This window comes from Pseudomonas fluorescens (assembly GCF_902497875.1).
Classification (GTDB): Bacteria; Pseudomonadota; Gammaproteobacteria; order Pseudomonadales; family Pseudomonadaceae; genus Aquipseudomonas; species Aquipseudomonas fluorescens_BR.
Genome location: NZ_CABVHY010000015.1, coordinates 156103 through 172440 on the forward strand (window position 1 = coordinate 156103; position 16338 = coordinate 172440).

The following is a 16338-nucleotide window of genomic DNA, read 5'->3' on the forward strand; positions in this document are numbered from 1 at the left end:
GAAAGACCACAGAACCAGACAGCGAGGTGTCCGCCGGCCCCAGTCTTCGCTATAATCCGCGACCTGCCCACGCCGCAGGCTCGCCGAGCACACGTTTTTCACGGGCTGGGCCGCCATTACCTCGGTCTACTATAGGGCCTGAAAGGATCGCGCATGTTTGAAAACCTAACCGACCGTCTCTCGCAGACGCTGCGCCATGTCACCGGCAAGGCCAAGCTGACCGAGGACAATATCAAAGACACCCTGCGTGAAGTGCGCATGGCGTTGCTCGAAGCTGACGTCGCCTTGCCGGTGGTCAAAGACTTCGTCCATGCGGTCAAGGAGCGCGCTGTCGGCACCGAGGTGTCGCGCAGCCTGACGCCGGGCCAGGCCTTCGTGAAGATCGTTCAGGCCGAACTCGAAAGCCTGATGGGCGCGGCCAACGAAGACCTGAATCTGAGCGCCGTGCCGCCAGCCGTGGTGTTGATGGCCGGTCTGCAAGGTGCGGGTAAAACCACCACCGTCGGCAAACTTGCGCGTTTCCTCAAAGAGCGCAAGAAGAAGAGCGTGATGGTGGTCTCGGCGGACGTCTACCGTCCGGCGGCGATCAAACAGCTGGAAATGCTCGCCGGTGAAGTCGGCGTAACCTTCTTTCCGTCCGATCTGAGCCAGAAGCCGGTGGCGATCGCTGAAGCGGCGATCAAGGAAGCCCGACTCAAATTCATCGACGTGGTCATCGTCGATACCGCTGGTCGTCTGCACATCGACGAAGAGATGATGGGCGAGATCAAAGCCCTGCATGCGGCGATCAAACCGGTCGAAACGCTGTTCGTGGTCGACGCCATGACCGGCCAGGATGCCGCCAACACGGCCAAAGCCTTTGGCGATGCACTGCCGCTGACAGGTGTGATCCTGACCAAGGTCGACGGTGACGCCCGTGGCGGTGCCGCGCTGTCGGTTCGCGCAATCACCGGCAAGCCGATCAAGTTCATCGGTATGGGCGAGAAGAGCGATGCGCTCGAACCGTTCCACCCGGAGCGGATCGCTTCGCGTATTCTTGGCATGGGCGACGTGCTCAGCCTTATCGAACAGGCCGAACAGACCCTCGATAAAGACAAAGCCGACAAGCTTGCCAAAAAGCTGAAGAAAGGTAAGGGCTTCGATCTCGAAGATTTCCGCGATCAGCTGCAACAAATGAAGAACATGGGTGGCCTCGGCGGCCTGATGGACAAGCTGCCGAACATCGGCGGAGTGAATCTGGCGCAGATGGGCAATGCCCAGGGCGCGGCAGAGAAACAGTTCAAGCAGATGGAAGCCATCATCAATTCCATGACCCCGGCCGAGCGCCGCGACCCTGAGCTGATCAGCGGTTCGCGCAAACGTCGGATCGCCATGGGTTCCGGCACTCAGGTGCAGGACATCGGTCGCTTGATCAAGCAGCACAAGCAGATGCAGAAGATGATGAAAAAATTCTCCGCCAAAGGCGGAATGGCGAAAATGATGCGCGGCATGGGCGGAATGTTGCCCGGCGGCGGTATGCCGAAAAGGTAAAATTTTCGCGTCGACAGTCATGTCGGCGCTGCCCCACACGGACGTGGGATCTCCAGCAAACCCGCGCTTGGCGGGAGCTGACCTGCCGTTGTTCGCAACGGCTCTATAGCAAATCTTGATGGCATGCCGATAGGCGCCAGAAAAAGACATTTGCAAATGTCCGGATATTCCTTAGAATATGCGGCCTTTCGGGCACCTATGCCCGCTGTGCATTTAGATTTGCAGCACCGACTACAGGAACGATGTTCACATGCTAACAATCCGTCTTGCCCTTGGCGGCTCCAAAAAGCGCCCGTTTTACCACTTGACCGTGACCGACAGCCGCAACCCACGCGACGGTTCGCACAAAGAACAAGTTGGTTTCTTCAACCCGATCGCTCGTGGTCAAGAAGTCCGCCTGTCCGTGAACCAAGAGCGCGTAGCCTACTGGCTGAGCGTTGGTGCACAACCTTCTGAGCGTGTTGCTCAGTTGTTGAAGGATTCGGCTAAGGCTGCGGCCTGAGCAATATGAACGCGACGCCTGCCATTGCTGATGATTTGATCGTTATCGGCAAGATTTACTCCATTCATGGCGTTCGCGGCGAGGTGAAGGTCTTTTCCTTTACCGATCCGATTGGAAACCTGTTGGATTACAAGACCTGGACGCTCAAGCGCGAAGGCGATGTACGACAGGTAGAGCTGGTCAGTGGCCGTGTACATAACGGCAAGTTTCTGGTCACAAAGCTCAAGGGTCTCGATGACCGTGAAGAAGCTCGTCTTCTGGCCGGTTTTGAAATCTGCGTGCCGCGTAACCTGTTTCCTGATCTGACCGACGGCGAGTACTACTGGTACCAGCTGGAAGGCCTCAAGGTTATTGACCAACTCGGGCAATTGCTCGGGAAGATCGATCACCTGCTGGAGACCGGCTCGAATGATGTAATGGTGGTCAAGCCTTGCGCTGGCAGCCTGGATGATCGCGAACGCCTGTTGCCCTATACCGAGCAATGCGTGTTGGCCGTCGACCTGGCAGCGGGCGAGATGAAGGTGGAATGGGATGCGGACTTCTAAGCGTGGCTAACTTGCGCGTAGAAGTGATCAGTTTGTTTCCCGAGATGTTCTCCGCCATCAGCGAGTACGGCATCACCAGTCGTGCGGTGAAACAGGGGCTCTTGCAGCTGACCTGTTGGAATCCGCGAGACTACACGACGGATCGACATCACACTGTGGACGATCGCCCATTTGGCGGTGGTCCGGGCATGGTGATGAAGATCAAGCCCCTGGAAGATGCTCTGGTTCAGGCCAGGCAGGCAGCCGGGGAGGCGGCGAAGGTAATTTACCTGTCGCCCCAAGGCCGTCGATTGAATCAGTCGGCGGTACGCGAGTTGGCGAATGAGGAAGCATTAATCCTGATTGCCGGTCGCTATGAAGGCATTGACGAGCGATTTATTGAAGCTCATGTCGATGAAGAGTGGTCAATTGGCGACTATGTACTGTCCGGTGGCGAGCTGCCGGCGATGGTCCTGATAGATGCGGTTACACGACTGCTGCCTGGAGCTTTAGGGCATGCGGACTCCGCCGAGGAAGATTCCTTTACGGATGGTCTGCTGGATTGCCCGCATTACACCCGACCGGAGGTGTATGCGGATCAGCGTGTTCCCGACGTGTTGCTTAGTGGCAACCACGCACATATCCGGCGTTGGCGTTTACAGCAGTCCCTTGGTAGGACCTCTGAACGACGCGCCGATCTTCTGGAAAGCCGCTCGCTTTCTGGAGAAGAGAAGAAGCTGCTCGAGGAATACATCCGCGAGCGGGACGATAGTTAACAACGTATCGATGGTAGATCCGACGATTTACCTTAGGAGCACAGCATGACTAACAAAATCATTCTTGCACTCGAAGCAGAGCAGATGACCAAAGAGATCCCTACCTTTGCCCCGGGCGACACTATTGTCGTTCAGGTGAAAGTGAAGGAAGGCGACCGTTCGCGTCTGCAAGCGTTCGAAGGCGTAGTAATCGCCAAGCGTAACCGTGGTGTGAACAGTGCTTTCACTGTTCGTAAAATCTCCAACGGTGTTGGCGTAGAGCGTACTTTCCAGACCTACAGCCCGCAAATCGACAGCATGGCCGTTAAACGTCGCGGTGACGTACGTAAAGCCAAGCTGTACTACCTGCGTGACCTGTCCGGTAAAGCAGCTCGCATCAAGGAAAAACTGGCTTAAGTCCAGCTTTTCGATGCAAAAAAAGGCAGCCTGCGGGCTGCCTTTTTGTTGCCCGTTTTTTGTCTTTTTCGATCCTGGCGAGGTTACCCAGAGATTTTCAGCGTGTGCGAGAACGCCAGGATCGTCCGAACGCGGCCCGAACCTGCTGCAGCTCCTACGCCGACCGCGTTCCCCGTCGATTCACCGATCCCCCTCGTAGGAGCTGCCGCAGGCTGCGATCTTTTGATCTTGGGGCCGGACGATTTTTTTGCGGACTCTCCCTGTTCCTTGAAACAACTGGCTATGAAAGACTAGAGCCCATCAACCCGTTTCACTGTCTGTTCACGCGCGGCCTTGAGCTAGCGAATCCTGAGTGCTCATGCCTGCCATCGACCATCCCCTGATAGACCAGTTTCTCGATGCCTTATGGCTGGAAAAAGGCCTTGCCGAAAATACCCGTAATGCCTATCGCAGTGATCTTGCGCTGTTCAACGGCTGGCTGCAGGAGCAGGGCCTGGAGTTGATCAACGCCGGTCGCGAACTGATCCTCGATCACCTCGCCTGGCGTCTTGAGCAAGCCTATAAGCCGCGTTCCACAGCGCGTTTTCTCTCGGGCGTGCGTGGCTTTTATCGGTACTTGCTACGGGAAAAGCTGATTGCGCTCGATCCAACCTTACAGATCGATATGCCACAGCTGGGCAGGCCATTGCCCAAGTCCTTGTCTGAAGCCGATGTCGAAGCGCTGCTGGCGGCGCCGGATGTGAGTGAGGTCATCGGTCAGCGTGATCGCGCCATGCTCGAAGTGCTGTATGCATGTGGCCTGCGGGTGACCGAACTGATCAGCCTGACCCTGGAGCAAGTCAATTTGCGCCAGGGCGTGCTGCGAGTGATGGGCAAGGGCAGCAAGGAACGGCTGGTGCCGATGGGCGAGGAGGCGATCGTCTGGGTCGAACGTTATATGCGCGACGCTCGCGACGAGCTGCTGGGCGGGCGCCCCAGCGATGTGCTGTTTCCCAGTCAGCGCGGCGAGCAGATGACCCGGCAAACGTTCTGGCACCGGATCAAGCGCCAGGCAAAGGTCGCCGGGATCGGCAAATCCCTGTCTCCGCATACCTTGCGCCATGCCTTTGCCACCCATCTGCTCAATCACGGCGCTGATCTGCGGGTGGTGCAGATGCTGCTCGGCCATAGCGATCTGTCTACCACCCAGATCTACACCCACGTCGCCCGTGCCCGTTTGCAAGACCTGCACGCCAAACACCACCCGCGCGGGTAACTGGATATTGAAATGATGCAACCTATAGCAGCTGCCGCAGGCTGCGTTCGGCTGCGCAGCAGTCGTAAATCCTGTACCCGCGGATTAATTGAAACACCGTAGCGCCTGATTTCACGACTGCTGCGCAGCCGAACGCAGGCTTCGCCAGCTGCTACGAAAAGCGAATCTGCGTTGATCCGCAGGTGTCTTGCGTCAGCCGCAGTCGGCCCCGCAAGGCTTATGTGATAGGCTTTGCCGGTTTGCACAGTGGGCGGCTAAAACCCGGAGTTTCAATATCGGCGTTCCAACCGTCCCATTTGTCCGCCTTCAGGAGTTCCCATGCGCGTGACCCAGATTTTCGCCGCCGCAGCCATTGCGTTGGTCAGTACCTTTGCGGTGGCCGATCAGGCCGCCGAGCAAGCTATTCGCAAGAGCCTCGAAAACCTGCAACTCGACGTGCCAGTCGATACCATCAGTGCCAGCCCGTTGGCCGGCTTGTATGAAGTCAAACTCAAAGGCAGTCGTGTGCTGTATGCCAGTGCCGACGGCCAGTTCGTCATGCAGGGTTACATGTTCCAGCTCAAGGACGGCAAACCGGTCAACCTGACTGAAAAAACCGAGCGTCTGGGCGTTTCCAAGTTGATTAACGGCATCCCTGTCGCTGAAACTGTGGTTTATCCGGCCATCGGCGAAACCAAGTCGCACATCACGGTATTTACTGACACCACTTGCCCGTACTGCCACAAGCTGCATGCCGAAGTGCCTGAGCTGAACAAAATGGGTATTGAAGTACGCTATGTCGCTTTCCCCCGTCAGGGCCTGGGTTCGCCGGGTGACGAGCAGCTGCAGGCCGTCTGGTGCTCGAAAGACAGGAAAGCGGCCATGGACAAAATGGTCGACGGCACGGAAATCAAGGCAGCCAAGTGCGCCAATCCGGTTTCCAAACAGTTTGAAATCGGTCAGTCCATTGGTGTAAACGGTACACCGGCCATCGTTTTAGCCGATGGCCAAGTTATTCCGGGCTATCAGCCTGCGCCACAAGTCGCCAAACTGGCATTGGGTGCGAAATAATCCTGCATCGTCACGCTAAGCCGTTGACGATCATGGTGCGGTGACAGCGGTCATCGTTCCATTAATAGAGAGCCGCGCGTTGTGCGGCTGTTTTCCACGGCCGACCTTGAGTCGGCCGTTTCATGGGGAGTTCACAGTGAAACCGGTCAAAGTAGGCATCTGTGGGTTAGGGACCGTCGGTGGCGGTACCTTCAACGTACTTCAGCGCAACGCCGAGGAAATTGCTCGTCGTGCCGGGCGTGGAATCGAAGTGGCTCAAATTGCCACGCGCACGCCAAAGCCTCAGTTCCAGACGACCGGTATTGCGATTACCAACGATGTCTTCGAAGTGGCCACGAACCCTGAGATCGACATCGTCATAGAGCTGGTGGGCGGCTACACCGTTGCCCGCGAGCTGGTACTCAAAGCGATCGAAAACGGAAAACATGTGGTAACCGCGAACAAGGCGCTGATCGCCGTTCACGGAAATGAAATCTTCGCCAAGGCTCGCGAAAAAGGCGTGATTGTGGCGTTCGAAGCGGCGGTGGCCGGTGGCATTCCGGTGATCAAGGCGATCCGTGAAGGCCTGTCCGCCAACCGCATCAACTGGGTCGCCGGCATCATCAACGGCACTGGCAACTTCATCCTCACCGAAATGCGTGAGAAGGGCCGCACCTTCGAAGACGTCCTCGCCGAGGCGCAAGCCCTGGGTTACGCCGAAGCCGATCCGACCTTCGACGTGGAAGGCATCGATGCAGCCCACAAGCTGACGATCCTGGCGTCCATTGCCTTCGGTATCCCGCTGCAATTCGACAAGGCCTACACCGAAGGCATCACCAAGCTGACCACTGCCGACGTGAACTACGCCGAAGCCCTGGGCTATCGCATCAAACACCTGGGTGTGGCGCGCAGCACGGCGAGCGGTATCGAACTGCGTGTACATCCGACGCTGATTCCGGCCGATCGGCTGATCGCCAACGTCAATGGCGTGATGAACGCGGTCATGGTCAACGGCGACGCCGCGGGTTCGACGCTGTTCTACGGTGCCGGTGCCGGCATGGAGCCGACGGCTTCCTCGGTGATCGCCGATCTGGTGGACGTGGTTCGCGCCATGACCTCGGATCCGGAAAACCGCGTACCGCACCTGGCCTTCCAGCCGGACTCGCTGTCGGCCCATCCGATCCTGCCGATCGAAGCTTGCGAAAGTGCCTACTACCTGCGTATCCAGGCCAAGGACCATCCGGGCGTATTGGCCCAGGTCGCGAGTATCCTGTCAGAGCGTGGCATTAACATCGAATCGATCATGCAGAAAGAAGTCGAGGAACACGACGGCCTGGTGCCGATGATCCTGCTGGTCCACCGTGTGCTGGAACAGCGCATGAATGATGCGATCACTGCCCTGGAAGCGTTGCAGGATGTGGTCGGTCCGGTCGTACGGATCCGTGTCGAGCACTTGAATTAATTCAGCTGCACGCGTCAAGCTTCAAGCCGCAAGCCTATTTGCTTGCGGTTTGTAGCTTGAAGCTTGAAGCCCAAACCGAAGGTTTGATCTTATGCGCTATATCAGTACCCGCGGCCAGGCACCGGCCCTGAATTTCGAAGAAGTCCTGTTGGCCGGTCTGGCCAGCGATGGCGGCCTGTACGTGCCGGAAAACCTGCCACGTTTCACCCAGGAAGAAATCGCTTCCTGGGCCGGTCTGCCGTACCACGAACTGGCATTCCGGGTGATGCGCCCGTTCGTTGCCGGCAGTATTCCGGATGCCGATTTCAAGAAGATTCTCGAACAAACCTACGCAGTGTTCTCTCACGGTGCCGTGGCGCCGCTGCGTCAGCTGAACGGTAACGAATGGGTGCTCGAGCTGTTCCATGGCCCGACCCTGGCGTTCAAGGACTTTGCCCTGCAACTGCTGGGTCGCCTGCTCGATTACGTGCTGGAAAAACGCGGCGAGCGCGTGGTCATCATTGGCGCCACTTCCGGTGATACCGGGTCGGCGGCGATCGAAGGCTGCAAGCACTGCGAAAACGTCGACATCTTCATCCTGCACCCGCACAACCGCGTGTCCGAGGTTCAGCGTCGGCAGATGACGACCCTCTTCGGCGAAAACATCCACAACATCGCCATCGAAGGCAACTTCGACGACTGCCAGGAAATGGTCAAGGCCAGTTTCGCCGACCAGAGCTTCCTCAAGGGCACGCGCCTGGTTGCGGTAAACTCGATCAACTGGGCGCGGATCATGGCCCAGATCGTTTACTACTTCCATGCATCCCTGCAGCTGGGCGGCCCGGCCCGTTCAGTATCGTTCTCGGTGCCGACCGGCAACTTCGGCGATATCTTCGCCGGCTACCTGGCACGCAACATGGGCCTGCCGATCAATCAATTGATCGTCGCCACCAACCGCAATGACATCCTGCACCGCTTCATGAGCGGCAATCAGTACGTCAAGCAAACCCTGCACGCGACCCTGTCGCCGTCGATGGACATCATGGTCTCGTCGAACTTCGAACGTCTGTTGTTCGATATGCACGGTCGCAATGGCGCTGCGCTGGCCGGCCTGATGGAAACCTTCAAGCAGGGCGGCGGCTTCAGCGTTGACGACGAGCGCTGGACCGAAACGCGCAAGTTGTTCGATTCGCTGGCGGTCGATGATGCACAGACCTGCGAAACCATCGCTGAAGTCTTCGCCCAAAGCGGCGAGTTACTGGATCCGCATACGGCCATTGGCGTCAAGGCTGCCCGTGAGTGCCGTCGCAGCCTGGATATTCCAATGGTGATTCTGGGAACCGCTCACCCGGTCAAATTCCCTGAAGCCGTGGAAAAAGCCGGCGTAGGAAAAGCCCTTGAGCTACCGGCTCATCTTTCTGATTTGTTTGAGCGAGATGAACGCTGCACCGTATTGGCCAATGACCTGAAAGCCGTGCAGGCCTTTGTCAGCCAGCATGGCAACCGCGGCAAGCCTCTTTGATTGACTAGATCTGTCACATATTGAAGCCCGTCTCCTGACGGGCTTTCTCATTTCTGCGTGCCACACTTGTCGTAGTTTCGCCATTGAAGGACGGGTGAATGACAGTAGAGGGAGTGGCCATGCGGTTTTTTATCGGGTTCAAACCGGCCCTGTGCGGGTGGTTTTTTTTCGCAACGGTGGGTGTTGGTCATCCCGCCCTGGCGGCTCCCGGCGGGTCAAATGCCCCTGAGGTCTCTATCGCGGGCAAGGCCCCCGGGCTTGGCGCGGCAGAGCTGGAATGGATCCGGGAACACCCTCGAGTCATAGTGGCTTCATTGCAGTATCCGTTGTATCTGTTCAAGGACAAACGTGGGCAGTGGGCCGGTTTGAACAGCGATATCCTCAAGCGAATTTCAGCGCTGACGGGGTTGCAGTTTATCCATGAGGAAACCTTTTCCAACGCTCAGATGCTCGGGCTGCTGGAAAATGGCAAGGCGGACATGAGTACCACCCTTGCGGTGAATGACGAGCGCAAAGCGTTTCTCGACTTCAGTCATGCCTTTGGAGGATCGGGCTGGGTCTTCGTGATCCGGGCAGAGGATCCGCCGTGGGTTTCCCTTGATCAACTCTCGGGGAAGGTTCTGGCGCTACCGGAACGCCATGCTCTGGAGACCGGCATAAAGCGTGACTATCCGGATATTCGCCTGCGCTCGGTCAAGACCTATGCCGAGGCCCGGGCCCTGGTCGAAAGTGGCGAGGCGGATGTGGCTATCGAGAACGAGACGGGCGCGCATTTGTATCCGCTAGGACAACTCAAGGTGGGGCACCGTGTCGAAGGCAAATGGATGTCCGATCACCTGGCGATCCGTAAGGATCAGCCGCAGTTGTTGAGCATCCTGAATAAGGCTCTCGGTGCGTTCACCGCCGCCGAGATGCGTGCCATTCGCCAGAAGTGGCTGGGCGGCATTGTGCCTGCGGCTCCGGTCTCCCAGTGGCAGCGTGTTTCGCGCTGGGTAGGGTGGGGAGGGGGTGTCGCCGTGGTGCTTGGAATTATTTCCCTGGTCTGGAATCGCCGGCTGAAGTGGCAGATACAACAGCGTCTCAAGGTCGAAAAACAACTCAATGATCAACTGGCTTTTGAGCGAGTGCTGCTCAATGCCATTCCCAATCCGATTTTTGTCCGCGACCTGGAAGCGCGCCTGGTCATGTGCAACAACAGCTATGAAGAGCGGTTATCGGTTCGCCAGGCTCAGGTACAAGGGCGCCAATTGACGGAGGTCGATGTCTTTCCCTGGGAGATGGCCGAGCAGCTGCATGGGGAGCTCATGGAGCAGTTGAGCACGCAAAGAACCCGATTCATCAATCGACAGTTGAGGTTCAAGACCGGCGTTATGAATGTCTATCAGTGGACGGTCCCATTTTACAGTGCAGAGGGACAGTTGCGAGGATTGCTGGGTGGCTGGATCGATTTCAATGAGCACAAAGAGCCTGGTACCGATTGACTGCGGGCCGGCTGTTTTATCTCTGTCATGTTTCACCTGCATGCTCTACCCATTCACGTTGAGGTGACGAACTTTCTTCTCGGGCCGGTGGTCATTTACTGTGGACACGCCCTTAGGCACTTTGTTTTCGGACTATTGAGTGGTGATCGAGATGGAGAGTATCAGTCTGTTGCTAGGAGAGGCGTTGAGCCCGTATCAGGTAGCTCTGACGCCGTCGGGTGCCCATGGCGAATGCCTGGTGACCTTGAAGAATGCCACCGGAGCCATTGTGGTCGAACGGGAGTTCAATCAGGCCCAACTGAGCGACAAGCGTGCACTGACAGATGTTGTCGATGGCCTGCATCGTGACGTGTTGATTGCTGAAGGGCGCCTCGAACCCTGTGTTATTGCTGCTTTGCGCAACGCCGCGCAGGACAAGGCATTCGCCAGGAACAATTGATTTTTTATTTTTTGGGGAACCTTAATGCCGTCGGACCAGTCAGATTTTGTACAACAGGATCAAGCATTGTGCTCCGGTGCTTGTAGCTTGTTGTACTGGTCTTTATAGGCCACGTTTAACCCCGAGTCGTCTCCCCACTTCTCGGGGTTTCTTTTTGCCTGGTATTTGTCATTCCTGCGGCGGGCCCTGAAAAAAGGCCTTGGCGTCTGCCAGATAATCGCGCCGCATCTCTGGATCAAGCCAGGCGGCATAGAATCCGCTCAGTGTGTCCTGGCGCAAGCCGCCCAAGGCCTTGTTGATGCGGGTAATGGCTTGGTGCCCTTGTGCGGTGTCCGAGCAACCGACATGAATCGACTGATATTTTTCCGTGTCCTTGATCGGGTAGAACGCCAGCTCAGTAGGCGATATGCCTTGTTGCTGCGCCTGGTAGCGGATTTCCGGCCAATAGCCCAGTAACGCGCTCAGACGGCCCAGACGCTGCATTTGCAGCAGGCTGCCCAGCGCGTCATTGCCATAGTGCGCAGCCAATACCTCGGCTGCTGCCTGATGCAGCAGGCCATCTACCGGTTGACCATAACTGCGCTCGGCAACGACCCCGAGTTTCTTGCCGCTAGCGGCCAGCAGAGATCCCAGATCGACTTGACCGTCGACCATGAACGGCGCCAGGGCCGCACGGTCTTGAAGGCGCACTGCCAGGCCGTTGCTCATGATCCTGAGGCTCGTTATCGAATACACGATCCGCTGCGCGCGCTCCTTATTCCAGATCAGCGAAGGATCGCAGGTGAACGAGGGGGCTAGGAGCATTTGCATGCCGCGCGCACGGTTGACTCGCACAATCTGGTGCTCGTATTCCGGCATGCTGGCGATCAGGAGCGGAATCAATTGATCGATCGCTCCCCGTCCTTTTTGCGGCCCCTCGAAAATCGTCAAGGGCGGCAAGTCGCGCAGCAGCCAGATCAGCGTTTCCTTGGCCTGAGCCACTCCGGGCACTGCCAGCAGGCACGCCAGCAACGTGAAAATGCTCAGCAGGCGAATCAAAGACAAGCCCCTCAGCTTAGATAGCCCCGACTTCGCGTAGCCGGGCGATCTGTTCGGCGTCATAACCAAGATCATTCAGCACCTGCAGGTTATGTTCGCCGAGCGCGGGCCCGACCCACTCGGATGTACCCGGTGTATCCGAGAGTTTTGGCACGATTCCCGGCATCTTGAAGGCTTTGCCATCGGGCAGCCTGGCCTGCAGGAACATTTCCCTGGCGAGAAATTGCGGATCGCTGAGCATATCTTCAGCGCTGAAAATCCGGCTGGCCGGTACTTCGGCCTGATTCAATTGCTCGATCACCGCATCCAATGGCAATGAGCTGACCCAGCGATCGATCACCCCGTATAGCTCATCGCGGCGGCCGTCGCGACCATCGTTGCTACCCAGGGTTGGATCTTCAGCCAGATCCGTGCGACCGATCGCCTGCATGAAACGCTTGAAGATGGCGTCGCCATTGGCGCCGATTTGCACGTGCTTGCCGTCGGCGCTGGTGTGGATGGAGGAGGGCGTGATTCCCGGCATTATGTTGCCGCTGCGCTCACGGATAAAGCCGAAGACATCGAACTCCGGAACCATGCTTTCCATCATGGCAAATATCGCTTCATACAAGGCGACGTCCACCACCTGCCCCTGACCGCCATTGACCTCGCGGTGACGCAGCGCCATCAGCGCGCCAATCACGCCCCAGAGCGCGGCAATCGAGTCTCCGATGGAAATGCCGGTGCGCACCGGCGGTCGGTCCTCGAAGCCGGTGATGTAGCGCAAGCCGCCCATGGACTCGCCGACCGCACCAAACCCTGGCTGATCTTTCATCGGCCCGGTCTGACCGAAACCCGAGAGACGCACCATCACCAGTTTCGGATTCAACGCATGCAGAACTTCCCAGCCGAGGCCGAGTTTTTCCAGCACGCCAGGGCGGAAGTTTTCGATCAGGATGTCGGCTTCGCTGAGGAGCTGTTTGAGAATCGCCAGACCGTCCGGGTGTTTCAGGTTCAAGGTCAGGGATTTCTTGTTGCGCGCCTGAACGAACCACCACAGCGACGTTCCTTCATAAAGCTTGCGCCACTTGCGCAGCGGATCGCCGCCATCCGGGGATTCGACCTTGATCACCTCGGCGCCGAATTCGCCGCAGATGCGCGATGCGAATGGCCCGGCGATCAAGGTGCCGAGTTCGATGACTTTGACCCCGGCAAGCGGTTTGGCGGTGAGCGACATGGGAAATCCTGTAGGACAAACGGCTGAACGGAGAGAGCGTTTTAACATAGCCCGGCTATCTCGCTAAAGGTTGATGAGTCTCGGGATTCGTTGATTGGCCTGTGCATCGGTTAGACTTGCCGCCTTTCCTCGTATCAAGAAGCCCGTTCATGGCCCAGCCGTCCACGACCTACAAGTTTGAACTGAACCTTACTGACCTCGATCGTGGGGTATACCAAAGCGTCAAGCAGACCATCGCCCGCCATCCTTCGGAAACCGAAGAACGGATGACCGTGCGCCTGCTGGCCTATGCCTTTTGGTACAACGAGCAGCTGTCCTTTGGGCGTGGTCTGTCAGAAGTAGACGAACCAGCCCTGTGGGAAAAAAGCCTGGATGACCGTGTCCTGCACTGGATCGAAGTCGGCCAGCCGGACGCCGATCGCCTGACCTGGTGCTCGCGTCGTACCGAACGCACCAGTTTGCTCGCCTATGGCAGCCTGCGGGTCTGGGAAACCAAGGTGATTCCGGCAGTGAAAAACCTGAAAAACGTCAATATTGCCGCTGTGCCACAAGAGATTCTGGAAGTGCTGGCCAAAGACATGCCGCGGGTTATCAAGTGGGACGTGATGATCAGTGAAGGCACGATTTTCGTCACCGACGATCGCGGCCAGCACGAAGTCCAGCTGCAGTGGCTGACCGGCGAGCGCGGCTGACTCTCGCCAGCCGTCTGCATCACCTGTGTTTGATCCCTTTTCCTGAAGAGCAGAATCCCTCGTCCCATGCGTATCGAACCCCGCCTGTTGCCCGCTGTCCTGCCATTTCTCGGTGACCTGCCGCCGCTGCTGACCCGTCTCTACGCGGCCCGTGGCGTGCAATCGGAGGCTGAACTGGACAAGAGCCTGGCGCGCTTGATCCCGTATCAGCAACTCAAGGGTATCGATGCGGCGGTGGATCTGCTGGTGCTGGCGCTGGAGCAGCGTCAACGCATCCTGATCGTCGGTGACTTCGACGCCGATGGCGCGACCGCCAGCACCGTCGGCCTGCTCGGTCTGCGCCTGCTGGGCGCCGCTCACGTCGACTATCTGGTGCCCAATCGCTTCGAATACGGTTACGGCCTGACCCCGGAAATTGTCGCAGTGGCGTTGCAGCGCAAACCACAACTGCTGATCACCGTGGACAACGGCATCTCCAGTGTCGAAGGCGTGGCGGCGGCGAAAGCGGCGGGGCTGACCGTACTGGTCACCGACCACCACTTGCCCGGTCACGAGTTGCCAGCGGCGGATGCCATCGTCAACCCGAATCAACCGGGTTGCGAGTTCGCGAGCAAGGCATTGGCGGGGGTCGGGGTGATCTTTTACGTGCTGATGGCGTTGCGCGCGCGCCTGCGCAGCCTGGGCTGGTACGACAACACGCCGCAGCCGAACATCGGCGAGTTGCTGGATCTGGTGGCGCTGGGCAGTGTGGCTGACGTGGTGCCGCTGGATGCCAACAACCGCATCCTGGTGCATCAGGGGCTTGAGCGAATTCGCGCCGGCCGTGCACGACCAGGTCTCAAAGCGATCCTGGAGGTCGCCAAGCGCGATCATTCGCGAATCACTTCCACCGACCTGGGATTTATTATCGGCCCGCGTCTGAACGCAGCAGGACGCCTGGATGACATGAGCCTGGGCATCGAGTGCCTGCTCAGCGAAGACATGGCTGCTGCGCGGGAAATGGCGACCCAGCTCGATGAGCTGAACCAGGATCGCAAATCCATCGAGCAAGGCATGCAGCGCGAAGCGCTGGCCCAGCTCAAGGACTTGCCGCTGGAATCGATGCCGTTCGGCCTGTGCCTGTTCGAAGCCGATTGGCACCAGGGTGTCATCGGAATCCTCGCTTCGCGTATGAAAGAGCGCTACCACCGCCCGACCATCGCTTTTGCCGATGCTGGCGCAGGCATGCTCAAAGGCTCGGCGCGTTCAGTGCCGGGGTTTCATATCCGCGATGCACTGGATGCGGTGGCGGCGAAACACCCTGAATTGATCAGCAAGTTCGGTGGCCATGCCATGGCGGCCGGGCTGTCGCTACCGGAGCAGAATTTCCCAGCGTTTGCCGAGGCGTTCGACACTGAAGTCCGTCGCCAGCTGCGTGAGGAAGACCTGACCGGGCGGCTGCTCTCGGATGGCACGCTGGCGGTCGAAGAGTTTCATCTGGAGCTGGCCCGCGCGTTGCGCCACGCCGGTCCCTGGGGACAGCACTTTCCGGAGCCGCTGTTCCATGGCGTGTTTCAGCTGGTGGAGCAGCGCATCGTCGGCGAGCGGCACCTGAAAGTGGTGCTCAAAAGTGAATGCGGTTCATTGAAACTCGACGGCATCGCATTCGGCATCGATCGCGAAATCTGGCCCAATCCGACCATTCGCTGGGTCGAGCTGGCTTACAAGCTCGATCTCAACGAGTTCCGCGGCCAGGAAACCGTGCAGTTGATGATTGCCCATATCGAACCCAGATAGATCGAGCAACCTTTGTGGCGAGGGGGCTTGCCCCCGATCGGCTGCGAAGCAGTCGTAAGTCCGGCACACCGGCTCTAACTGAGGGAACTCGTTGCCTGATTCAGGACCGCTTCGCGGTCCAGCGGGGGCAAGCCCCATAGGCGCTAACCAAATCTCAAGAGATAGTAGAATCTGATTCACCAAGCAAAGTGAGCAGCAGGGAAAGCAAGCGTGACACAAAGACTGGATGAAGATTGGCCGAAGCTGTTGGCGCTATTGCCGCAGGGATGGGAAGCCAAGGCAAAAGAGCTGGGAGCGCTGAAGTTCGGTCGCCGCTTCAGCGGCCCGGAGAGTTTATTGCGCACGTTATTGATGTATCTGAGCGCTGATTGCTCGATGGTCGAAACGGTGGAACGCGCGCGCGCTGGGGACTGGGTGGAGCTATCGGACGTTGGCCTGCTCAAACGGATCAATAAATCGGGTGCATGGCTGGGCTGGATCACTGAACAGTTGATCCAGCAGGCACCGACCGTGGCGATGAAATGTCCGGCGCTGCAGGGGCGCAGATTGCTTGCCGCTGACGGCAGTGTCGTGGCAGAGCCGGGAGCGGCCACATCGACATGGCGCCTGCATTACACGATGGACGTCAGAACGCTGCGTTGTTGCGAAGTGCAAGTGACGCCGTCCAAAACAGGCGAATCGCTGGCACAGTTTTCGGTGCAACAGGGCGATGTGTTCATTG

Annotated in this window: 15 protein-coding genes and 1 pseudogene; 14 read left to right on the forward strand and 2 right to left on the reverse strand. The window is 58.2% G+C overall.

Annotation, left to right across the window (positions count from 1 at the left end; all coding sequences use genetic code 11):
- Positions 1–153 precede the first annotated feature (153 nt).
- The 11 genes from ffh to F8N85_RS17075 all read left to right on the forward strand — a co-directional run bounded on the left by ffh (position 154) and on the right by F8N85_RS17075 (position 10895).
- Complete coding sequence (gene ffh, locus F8N85_RS17025) at positions 154–1530, forward strand: signal recognition particle protein (RefSeq protein ID WP_150804712.1); 1377 nt, start codon at positions 154–156, stop codon at positions 1528–1530.
- Positions 1531–1780: 250 nt separating this feature from the next.
- Positions 1781–2032: a 30S ribosomal protein S16 gene (rpsP, locus tag F8N85_RS17030; protein WP_025854836.1), complete on the forward strand. Its 252-nt coding sequence runs from the start codon at positions 1781–1783 to the stop codon at positions 2030–2032.
- 5 nt (positions 2033–2037) lie between these two features.
- Positions 2038–2577, forward strand: coding sequence for a ribosome maturation factor RimM (gene rimM / locus F8N85_RS17035; RefSeq protein ID WP_150804713.1), 540 nt, complete (start codon positions 2038–2040; stop codon positions 2575–2577).
- Positions 2559–3332, forward strand: a complete 774-nt coding sequence (gene trmD / locus F8N85_RS17040; protein ID WP_191636196.1) for a tRNA (guanosine(37)-N1)-methyltransferase TrmD — start codon at positions 2559–2561, stop codon at positions 3330–3332. Before rimM ends, trmD begins: the two co-directional genes overlap by 19 nt.
- Positions 3333–3377: 45 nt before the next feature.
- The gene (rplS, locus tag F8N85_RS17045) at positions 3378–3728 is read left to right on the forward strand and encodes a 50S ribosomal protein L19 (protein WP_003175895.1); all 351 of its coding nucleotides are present in this window, start codon (positions 3378–3380) and stop codon (positions 3726–3728) included.
- Positions 3729–4086: 358 nt separating this feature from the next.
- Positions 4087–4983: a site-specific tyrosine recombinase XerD gene (gene xerD, locus F8N85_RS17050; protein ID WP_150804715.1), complete on the forward strand. Its 897-nt coding sequence runs from the start codon at positions 4087–4089 to the stop codon at positions 4981–4983.
- Positions 4984–5301: 318 nt separating this feature from the next.
- Complete coding sequence (locus F8N85_RS17055) at positions 5302–6033, forward strand: thioredoxin fold domain-containing protein (protein WP_150804716.1); 732 nt, start codon at positions 5302–5304, stop codon at positions 6031–6033.
- 136 nt (positions 6034–6169) lie between these two features.
- On the forward strand, positions 6170–7474 hold the full coding sequence (locus F8N85_RS17060) for a homoserine dehydrogenase (RefSeq protein ID WP_150804717.1): 1305 nt from the start codon (positions 6170–6172) through the stop codon (positions 7472–7474).
- 91 nt (positions 7475–7565) lie between these two features.
- Complete coding sequence (gene thrC, locus F8N85_RS17065; RefSeq protein ID WP_150804718.1) at positions 7566–8975, forward strand: threonine synthase; 1410 nt, start codon at positions 7566–7568, stop codon at positions 8973–8975.
- A 119-nt stretch (positions 8976–9094) separates the two neighbouring features.
- Entirely contained in the window at positions 9095–10456 is a 1362-nt protein-coding gene (locus F8N85_RS17070) for a transporter substrate-binding domain-containing protein (protein ID WP_150804719.1), read from the forward strand.
- A gap of 151 nt (positions 10457–10607) precedes the next feature.
- A complete protein-coding gene (locus F8N85_RS17075) occupies positions 10608–10895 on the forward strand; it encodes a DUF3509 domain-containing protein (protein ID WP_150804720.1) in 288 nt (95 codons plus the stop codon).
- Positions 10896–11063: 168 nt separating this feature from the next.
- On the opposite strand, the gene F8N85_RS17080 is transcribed toward F8N85_RS17075, so the two are convergent.
- Together F8N85_RS17080 and F8N85_RS17085 are read right to left on the reverse strand one after the other, a co-directional pair.
- The gene (locus F8N85_RS17080; protein WP_150804721.1) at positions 11064–11996 is read right to left on the reverse strand and encodes a TIGR02285 family protein; all 933 of its coding nucleotides are present in this window, start codon (positions 11994–11996) and stop codon (positions 11064–11066) included.
- Complete coding sequence (locus tag F8N85_RS17085; protein ID WP_150804722.1) at positions 11950–13149, reverse strand: CaiB/BaiF CoA transferase family protein; 1200 nt, start codon at positions 13147–13149, stop codon at positions 11950–11952. Before F8N85_RS17085 ends, F8N85_RS17080 begins: the two co-directional genes overlap by 47 nt.
- A 149-nt stretch (positions 13150–13298) precedes the next feature.
- Here F8N85_RS17085 and F8N85_RS17090 point away from each other — a divergent pair, with 149 nt between their 5' ends.
- From F8N85_RS17090 to F8N85_RS17100, 3 genes and pseudogenes are all read left to right on the forward strand, one after another.
- The gene (locus F8N85_RS17090) at positions 13299–13841 is read left to right on the forward strand and encodes a YaeQ family protein (RefSeq protein WP_150641486.1); all 543 of its coding nucleotides are present in this window, start codon (positions 13299–13301) and stop codon (positions 13839–13841) included.
- Between the two features lie 66 nt (positions 13842–13907).
- Complete coding sequence (gene recJ, locus F8N85_RS17095) at positions 13908–15617, forward strand: single-stranded-DNA-specific exonuclease RecJ (protein WP_150804723.1); 1710 nt, start codon at positions 13908–13910, stop codon at positions 15615–15617.
- Between the two features lie 210 nt (positions 15618–15827).
- Positions 15828–16338: pseudogene (locus F8N85_RS17100) on the forward strand (hypothetical protein); the annotation flags it as partial.